7 protein-coding genes and 1 pseudogene are annotated in these 5,112 nt (G+C 72.9%); 3 read left to right on the top strand and 5 right to left on the bottom strand.

Annotated features, from left to right (window positions below):
* Both E1284_RS38280 and E1284_RS38275 read left to right on the top strand, forming a co-directional pair.
* Positions 1–320: pseudogene (locus E1284_RS38280) on the top strand (CynX/NimT family MFS transporter); the annotation flags it as partial.
* A gap of 43 nt (positions 321–363) precedes the next feature.
* Positions 364–744 carry a hypothetical protein gene (locus tag E1284_RS38275; RefSeq protein ID WP_131945035.1) on the top strand — a complete coding sequence of 127 codons (381 nt, stop codon included), beginning with the start codon at positions 364–366 and terminating at the stop codon, positions 742–744.
* On the opposite strand, the gene E1284_RS38270 is transcribed toward E1284_RS38275, so the two are convergent.
* Both E1284_RS38270 and E1284_RS38265 read right to left on the bottom strand, forming a co-directional pair.
* Complete coding sequence (locus tag E1284_RS38270; protein ID WP_131945034.1) at positions 719–1,696, bottom strand: asparaginase; 978 nt, start codon at positions 1,694–1,696, stop codon at positions 719–721. The genes E1284_RS38275 and E1284_RS38270 overlap by 26 nt on opposite strands.
* A gap of 85 nt (positions 1,697–1,781) precedes the next feature.
* The gene (locus E1284_RS38265; protein WP_243715001.1) at positions 1,782–2,600 is read right to left on the bottom strand and encodes a beta-keto acid cleavage family enzyme; all 819 of its coding nucleotides are present in this window, start codon (positions 2,598–2,600) and stop codon (positions 1,782–1,784) included.
* Between the two features lie 29 nt (positions 2,601–2,629).
* Between E1284_RS38265 and dtd the strand changes: the two genes are divergently transcribed.
* Entirely contained in the window at positions 2,630–3,055 is a 426-nt protein-coding gene (dtd, locus tag E1284_RS38260; RefSeq protein ID WP_131945032.1) for a D-aminoacyl-tRNA deacylase, read from the top strand.
* Positions 3,056–3,113: 58 nt separating this feature from the next.
* Here the strand turns inward: dtd and E1284_RS38255 are convergent, their stop codons facing one another.
* The 3 genes from E1284_RS38255 to E1284_RS38245 all read right to left on the bottom strand — a co-directional run bounded on the left by E1284_RS38255 (position 3,114) and on the right by E1284_RS38245 (position 5,095).
* Positions 3,114–3,602: a hypothetical protein gene (locus tag E1284_RS38255; RefSeq protein WP_131945031.1), complete on the bottom strand. Its 489-nt coding sequence runs from the start codon at positions 3,600–3,602 to the stop codon at positions 3,114–3,116.
* A gap of 79 nt (positions 3,603–3,681) precedes the next feature.
* Positions 3,682–4,668 (bottom strand): CAF17-like 4Fe-4S cluster assembly/insertion protein YgfZ, encoded by a 987-nt coding sequence (gene ygfZ, locus E1284_RS38250; RefSeq protein WP_131945030.1) that lies wholly within the window; start codon positions 4,666–4,668, stop codon positions 3,682–3,684.
* Between the two features lie 10 nt (positions 4,669–4,678).
* Complete coding sequence (locus E1284_RS38245; protein WP_131945029.1) at positions 4,679–5,095, bottom strand: Fur family transcriptional regulator; 417 nt, start codon at positions 5,093–5,095, stop codon at positions 4,679–4,681.
* Positions 5,096–5,112: the final 17 nt, after the last annotated feature.

Below are 5,112 nucleotides of genomic sequence, written 5' to 3'. Positions count from 1 at the left end.
TCCTCGGACTCGGGCAGGGGCTCGGGTTCGCCACCGCGCTGTCGTTCATCGGGCTCCGCGCCCACGACGCGCACGTCGCGACGCAGCTGTCCGGGATGGCGCAGGGCGTCGGCTACCTCATCGCGGCGCTCGGCCCGCTCGCGCTCGGCGCGCTGCACGACGCCACCGGCGGATGGAGCGTTCCGATGATCGGCGTGCTGGCCGTCTGCCTCGTCATGGGCATCCCCGGCCTGGCGGCGGGACGCATCCGCACGGTGGGCGCCCCTGCGGCCGCGTCCGGTGGGGTTAACCCGGCCACGAGCGGACACATCCCTCAATGACCCCGCACGGGGCCCGGCTACACCATCGGGAGGTGGACCGACAATGCCTGCCACGATCCTGGCCGCGACGAACACCAACGTGTCGAGCCAGTACCTGTGGATCATCGTGGTGGTCGGCACGGTGGCGATCATCGCCCGGTTCTGGCTGACGCGGGAGGCCGCGACCAAGCACATCCACCCGGTCAAGCGGAACGACCAGATGAACCACCGCGGCATGGAGCAGGGCGGCATGTACACCTACCGGCCCGGGATGTTCTCGCACAGCTACCCGCCGGACCGCCGCGGCCAGTGGGAGGAGTTCCGCAAGGACAACCCCCAGCCGGGCCGCGAACCGAAGAAGCCGTGGCCGGACGGGATCCTCTACGAGCAGACCGTCTTCAAGGACGAGTTCGAGGTGCTCAAGCGGGAGCCCCAGGGCCGCTAGCGAACACGCCTGGTGCGGGGCGGACGGCGCCCACCACGCCGTCCCCGCCCCGCACTTCGACGTCCGCGAGCACGTCCAGGCCCGGGTGGCCGAAGCCGAGCGCCCGCAGCAGCGCCACGGTCACCGGCGTCCGCGCCCGCATCGCGCCGTCGTCGATCTTGACGGCGCCGGCCCGCCCGTCGGCGAACGCGAACGCGTCCACGCCCTCCGCGCCGCACTTGACGAGCAGGCCGGGGACGGCGTCCATCAGCTCCCGCTCCTCGCGCCGGGTCCCGGACGTCCACTGCGGGTGCGTGCGCATCGCGTCGGCGACCCGGCGCTCCGGGGTACCGGGCGCGGCGAGGACCAGCGCCCGGAACGCCCGCGCGACCCCCGTCGCGGACACCGCGAACAGCGGCGCCCCGCAGCCGTCCACACCGACGGCCGCCGCCGGCTCGCCGGCCAGCTCCTCCACCACGCCGCGGACGGCGAGCTGCAGCGGATGCCCCGCGTCCAGGTAGGACTCGGTCGGCCACCCGGCCGCCACGCACGTCGCGAGCATCGCGGCGTGCTTGCCGGAGCAGTTCATCCGCATCCGCGACGGCCCGCCGCCGTCCCGCGCGACGGCCTGCTGTGACGCGGGATCGAGCGGCCAGCTCTCCGGGCAGCGCAGGTCACCGGCGACCAGCCCGGCGCCCGCGAGGATCTTCTCCGCCCCCTCGACGTGGAAGTCCTCCCCCGAGTGGCTGCCGGCCGCGAGCGCGAGCAGTTCGTCGTCCAGGTCGAGCCCGCAGCGCAGCATCGCGACCGCCTGCATCGGCTTGTTGGCCGACCGCGGGAAGATCGGCACATCGGGCCGCCCCACCCGCACGGCGACGGCCCCGTCCGCCGCGAGCCCGACCGCGGACCCCCGGTGCCTCGACTCCACGAACCCGGACCGCTCGACCTCGACCAGCACAGGATTGACGTCCACCGCACCCCTCCGTCCACCGATTCCATGGTCACGTACCCGGCTCGACCCATGGAAGGGAAATCGCAGCCTGTGGAAAACCCCAAGATCAGCGGGGTTTGGTCCCGAGCAGGGTGCGGGCGTCGGCGGCCGGCATGGCCGGACGCTGCGCCAGCTCCGCCGCCGCCGCGGCGCGCTCGACCAGCTGGACGTTCGCCGTCACCGGCCGCCCCTTGGCGAAGGTGACCGTGTCCTCCATGCCGACGCGCAGATGCCCGCCCGCGGACAGCGCCGCGAACAAGACGGGAAGGGACGTCCGGCCGATCCCGGTCGCCGACCATGTGGCACCGGACGGCAACGCCTCGACGGCCGCGACCAGTGTGCGGGCATCGCCCGGCATCCCGCCCGGGACGCCCATCACCAGGTCGCAGTGGACGTGCCCGCCATAAGGGAGCCCGTACTTGTCCAGCAGCCGGTGCAGCGCCGCCACCTGCCCCAGATCGAACAGCTCGAACTCTGGGACGACCTCGCGTTCCTGGGTGCGCTGGTACAGCTCCGCCATGAACGGCCAGGGGTTCATGAAGACGTCGTCGCCGAAGTTGACCGTCCCGCAGGTGAGCGAGCACATGTCCGGCTCCGCGTCCAGGACGCGGAGGCGGTCCTCGTACGGGTCGGTGACCGCGCCGCCCGTGGACAGCTGGACGATCAGTCCCGTGCTCTCCCGCAGTGCCGCGACCGTGTCCCGCAGCCGGGCGGGGTCGAGGGTGGGCCGCGCGTCGTCGTCGCGGATGTGCACGTGGATCACGGCCGCGCCGGCCGCCTCGCACTCCTTGGCTGTCTGAACCAGTTCATCCAGGGTGACGGGCAGGGCCGGAACGTCCGACTTGGCGGACTCCGCGCCCGTGGGCGCCACCGTGATGAGCGTCATTGCTCCCATAGGCGGCAGAATGCATGGTCATGCGTGCGGTAGTCCAGAGGGTGAGCCAGGCCAGCGTGTCCGTCGCCGGGCGCGTCGTCGGCGAGATCGAGGGGCCGGGGCTGCTGGCGCTCGTCGGCGTGACGCACGACGACGGCCCGGAAAAGGCCCGCAGGCTGGCCGCGAAGCTGTGGGGGCTGCGCATCCTGCAGGACGAGAAGTCGTGCTCGGACGTGAACGCTCCGCTCCTCATCGTGAGCCAATTCACCCTCTACGGGGACGCCCGCAAGGGCCGCCGCCCGTCCTGGACGGCCGCCGCGCCCGGTGACGTCGCCGAGCCCCTCGTGGACGCCGTCGTCCGCGAACTGCGCGTGCTCGGCGCCGAGGTCGAGACCGGCGAGTTCGGCGCGGACATGAAGGTCGCCCTCACCAACGACGGCCCCATCACCCTGATCCTCGACGTCTGACCGGACGCCCCGCAGCCCGAGGCCGCCAGCCCGAGCCCGCCAGCCCGAGCCAGCGCGGTCAGCGGAAGCCGTAGACGGTGCCGATCACAACGGCGATCGTGGCGCCGGCGGCGAGCAGGATGAGGGCCCGGTCGAGCAGCGTGAGGCGCCCGCGAACGTCCGAGGAGACGACCACGACCCCCGTCTCGCCGTCGCCCCGCGCGGGCTCCCTCTGGAACGGGTTGCGGAGGCCGGCGAGCCGCCACAGCGCGTCGTTGCGGAGATGCTGGTGCTCGGGTCCGCAGGCGAACAGCCGTCCCCGGGTGCGTTCGGTGCAGGCGGCGCCCTGCTGGCTCAGGATGCGGCACATGGTCGGGACGAGCATGAACTGGTACAGGCACCAGGCCAGCAGGCCCAGCAGCGCGACCCGCCACGACTGCAGCCACCACGCGAAACCGGCGAACGCCGCGAACAGGGCCCACCACACCAGCGGGGACTCGCGGCGCGGGCGGCGCCGCGTCCCCCTCCTGGCAGCCGGCGGCTCCCGCTTCCCGAGGTTCGCGACCATTGGCAGGAATCCACCTTCCCTGGGCGACGCCGGTTAGAAATCGTCCATAGCCGACGATATTCGCCCAGGGGGCGCGCTGCTACCCGTGTTTCGCCGACCGGCGGCGGAGGGCGATCTGCGCGTTGGCCCCGGTGTCGGGCGACACGATGACCTCCTGCGCGGCCGCGACCCCGCCGGCCAGGAGTTCGGCGTCCACCGGGACGTTGCGCTTGACCATCGCCAGCGCGATCGGGCCGAGCTCGTGGTGGCGGGCCGCCGACCCGACGAAGCCGATCGCGCGGCCGCCCGGGACCTCGACCGGGTCGCCGTGCGCGGGCAGCCGGTCGACGCTGCCGTCCAGGTGCAGGAACACCAGGCGGCGCGGCGGCCGCCCCAGGTTGTGGACGCGCGCCACCGTCTCCTGCCCCCGGTAGCAGCCCTTGTTCAGGTGGACGGCCGTCTCGACGTACCCGGCCTCGTGCGGGATCGTCCGCTCGTCGGTGTCGAGGCCGAAGCGGGGGCGGTGCTCGGCGATCCGCAGCGCCTCGTAGGCCCAGCTGCCGGCCGGCGTGAGCCCCTCGGGGAACTCGCCTCGCGGGACGATCCGCGTCGTCGTCCCGGCGGCGTCCGGCCAGGCCAGACCGCCGTCCTCGGGACCGGACGGCCCGGTCACGACCATGTGCTCCGCCGACACGTCGGCGACCTCGACGCGGAGCATGAACCGCATCCGGTCGAGGAACTCCACCAGCGAGGGGGCCTCCCCCGGCTCGACGTGCGCCCAGGTGGCCGCACCGTCGTCGATGACGAACAGGTGGTGTTCGACGTGGCCCTTCGGGCCGAGCAGCAGCGCCTCGGTCGGCTCGAACGGCTTCAGCGCGCCCAGGTGCTGGCTGAGCAGGCTGTGCAGCCACTTCAGCCGGTCGGGGCCGGAGACCCGGACGACGCCGCGGTTGCTCCGGTCGACGAACGCCGTCCCTTGTTCGAGCGCGCGCTGCTCCCGGGTCGGGTCGCCGTAGTGCGCGGCGACCTCCTGATCGGGCGCATCGGCGGCGACGGCTCCGGGCGACTGCAGCAGCGGGCTCTCCATGCCGTCCACACTATGTCGCGCGGCAGTCCTTGCACTGCCCGTAGACGGTGAGGTGGTGCACGTCGGTCTCGAAGCCGAAGTCGCGCCGCAGGACGTCCGCGAGCCCGGCCGCCGCGCGCGGGTCGACGTCCTCCACCGTGTGGCAGCCCCGGCAGACGAGGTGGATGTGCTCGGCCTCCGCGGCGAGGTGGTAGTTCGGCGGCCCGTGCCCGAGATGGGCGTGCTTGACGAGCCCGAGCTCTTCGAGGAGTTCGAGCGTCCGGTACACGGTGGAGATGTTCACGCCGCGGGCGGTGCGCTGCACCTCGGTGCAGATCTCCTCGGGGGTGCCGTGCTCCAGGTGGGTGACCGCTTCGAGGACCAGCTGGCGCTGAGGGGTGACCCGGTACCCCCTGGCCCGCAGCTCCTCCTGCCACGACTCGACCATGCACCGAGTCTAGATCC

The organism is Actinomadura bangladeshensis (assembly GCF_004348335.1).
Classification (GTDB): domain Bacteria; phylum Actinomycetota; class Actinomycetes; order Streptosporangiales; family Streptosporangiaceae; genus Spirillospora; species Spirillospora bangladeshensis.
Note: the sequence above shows the minus strand (reverse complement) of the source record. Positions and strands in the feature narration are given on the sequence as shown.

Coding starts and splice junctions, on each gene's coding strand:
- dtd (WP_131945032.1), top strand. CDS start 2,630: ATGCGTGCGGTAGTCCAGAGGGTGAGCCAGGCCAGCGTGTCCGTCGCC.
- E1284_RS38245 (WP_131945029.1), bottom strand. CDS start 5,095: ATGGTCGAGTCGTGGCAGGAGGAGCTGCGGGCCAGGGGGTACCGGGTC.
- E1284_RS38265 (WP_243715001.1), bottom strand. CDS start 2,600: ATGACGCTCATCACGGTGGCGCCCACGGGCGCGGAGTCCGCCAAGTCG.
- E1284_RS38275 (WP_131945035.1), top strand. CDS start 364: ATGCCTGCCACGATCCTGGCCGCGACGAACACCAACGTGTCGAGCCAG.
- E1284_RS38255 (WP_131945031.1), bottom strand. CDS start 3,602: ATGGTCGCGAACCTCGGGAAGCGGGAGCCGCCGGCTGCCAGGAGGGGG.
- ygfZ (WP_131945030.1), bottom strand. CDS start 4,668: ATGGAGAGCCCGCTGCTGCAGTCGCCCGGAGCCGTCGCCGCCGATGCG.